The organism is Wolbachia endosymbiont of Mansonella perstans, assembly GCF_020278605.1.
Taxonomy (GTDB): Bacteria; Pseudomonadota; Alphaproteobacteria; order Rickettsiales; family Anaplasmataceae; genus Wolbachia.
The window spans coordinates 8,711-10,910 of the sequence record NZ_JACZHU010000012.1 but is presented as its reverse complement, the minus strand read 5'-3'; the positions used below and the strand labels follow the sequence as shown (position 1 = coordinate 10,910).

Annotated in this window: 2 protein-coding genes and 1 pseudogene; 2 read left to right on the top strand and 1 reads right to left on the bottom strand. The window is 36.5% G+C overall.

The genetic code is table 11. The features are described 5' to 3' along the window. Positions 1–758 precede the first annotated feature (758 nt). Together IHO13_RS05845 and IHO13_RS05840 are read left to right on the top strand one after the other, a co-directional pair. A pseudogene (locus tag IHO13_RS05845) lies at positions 759–896 on the top strand (tetratricopeptide repeat protein); the annotation flags it as partial. Beyond that, positions 876–1,010: a hypothetical protein gene (locus tag IHO13_RS05840; RefSeq protein WP_368666867.1), complete on the top strand. Its 135-nt coding sequence runs from the start codon at positions 876–878 to the stop codon at positions 1,008–1,010. The pseudogene IHO13_RS05845 and the gene IHO13_RS05840, both read left to right, overlap by 21 nt. Before the next feature lie 94 nt (positions 1,011–1,104). Here IHO13_RS05840 and odhB read toward each other — a convergent pair. Beyond that, positions 1,105–2,200, bottom strand: a 1,096-nt coding sequence (gene odhB, locus IHO13_RS01305; RefSeq protein WP_225537917.1) for a 2-oxoglutarate dehydrogenase complex dihydrolipoyllysine-residue succinyltransferase, incomplete at its 5' end; no start/stop codon positions are given.

Genomic DNA, 2,200 nt, shown 5'->3' with positions numbered 1-2,200 from the left:
TCGATATAGCTCAAGTGGATTCATTGGCGAAAACGTTAAGTCATTTACCTCTAGCTTTAGCCCAAGCAAGTGCTTATATAAGAAAACATATATAATATTTCAGACTATTTGAAATTATATAATGATAGAAAACGAGCTTTATTATCTGATAAAGCATTGGTTGAAACATTTCCACCTGGTACTAATAGAGACTGCAGTAATAGTGTACGTTACATGAAACATTACAGTAGAAGCAATAAAAAAAGAATCCTTATTGGGCAACTAATTGGCTAGTTGCTTGTGTTTACTTAGGTAGTAGCCCTATTCCTCAATTTTTACTAGAAATTTTTGCTGATAATCAAGAAAATAACTCTTCTTCAGAAATTTTCCATGAAGCATTGGGAATATTATTAAGTTATTCTATGTTAACTGTTAAAAAAGACCATAGCGTGTTAGTGCACAACTTGGTTCAGGAAGTACAAGACTAAAGTCGGAGGGAAGTGGAAAACTAAAGAAGACATAGAAACTGTTTTTCAACTATTACAAAAGAGTTTTCCTTACTATGGTGGTAAATTAGAAGATTATGCTAAAAATGGTAATTATTACCGCATTTAGAAGTGTTCTCATCTATAGATGATTTGCTAAAAGAAAATCCTTCAGAAGAACAAACAGTAGAAAAGAACTATCTTGAAGATCTATAACATGGATGATGGATACTCTGATTTAGATAATCCTAGAAGACAAAAGGAGTTGCTTGAACAGTCTTACCCGTCCTTGAAGAACATTATGGCTCTGATCATTCTACAGTTGCCAACACACTAGGAAACTTAGGCATTGTTTATAGTGCTTTAGGTTCCCCTCAGAAAGAAAAGAAGTTGCTTAAACGCGCTTTAGCAATTCAAGAGACACACTATGATTCTGATCATTTTGAAATCGCTATAACACTAGTAAATCCCAGTGACGCTTATGGTGCTCTAGGTGACCATAAGAAACAAAAGGAGTTATTTGAGCGGGCTTTATCCATCTTTTGAGAATATCAAAGTTCTAACCATTTCTGAAGTTGCTGAGCTACTAGCAAAACTGGATGATATTTAGGTTTGTAGAGATAACAATCACTTATTTGAGTCACACTTCCAAAACTAATCTACTTGGATCTTCTATATAATTTTTTATTTTAACAAGGAAGGTTACTGCTCCTTTGCCGTCAACTATTCTGTGGTCATAGGAGAGGGCAATGTACATCATAGGCCTGATTTCAATTGAGTTGCCTATAACAACTGGCCTGTTTTGTATTGAATGCATACCAAGTATTCCAGATTGCGGAGGGTTTATTATCGGGGTGGACAGGAGTGAACCGTATACTCCGCCGTTTGAAATGGTAAATGTTGCACCTTCCATTTCTGAAACTTGCAGCTTACCTTCTCGAACTCTTTTGCTAAGAGCAGCCAAAGTCAATTCTATTTCGGCGAATGACATTTTATCGGTACTTCGGATAACCGGCACAACAAGGCCCTTATCAGTACCAACAGCAACACCTATGTCATAGTAATATTTATATACGATTTCATCGCCTGAGATTTCAGCGTTAAATTCAGGGATTTCTTTCAGTGCTTGCACTGCTGCTTTTATAAAGAACGACATGAAACCAAGTTTTATTCCGTATTTTTTTTCGAAAGTCTCTTTATATTTTGCCCTAAGATCCGTCACATTTTTCATGTCGATCTCATTGAATGTAGTCAGTATTGCAGCAGTGTTTTGCGATGCCTTCAAACGAGCAGCAATTACTTGCCTTATTTTGCTCATTTTTACTCGTTCTTCTCTTTGCTCACTACCTGCTGCACTTTTTAGCAATTCATTTTGTTTTACCGCAGGTTGTTCAGCACCTGTACTTTTGCTTATATGACCTACTACATCTGCTTTGGTTATCCTGCCTCCCATGCCACTCCCTTTGACATCTTTTACGCTGATTGCATTTTCCTCCATAATTTTACGAGCTGAAGGAGCGTCTTTTTTAGCAGGAGCTTTACTTTTATCTTCTTGACTTATTTCTTCTTTCATCTCTCCTACGGAGAGTTTTGCTAACAGCTGATCAGGGTTTATTATATCATCCTCTTTTACGAAAAATTCAGTTATTTGCCCTGAAGCTTCTGCGGTTAATTCAAGCGCTGTTTTGTCAGTTTCAATTTCAAAGATTAAGTCATCTACTTTTACTGCTTCGCCA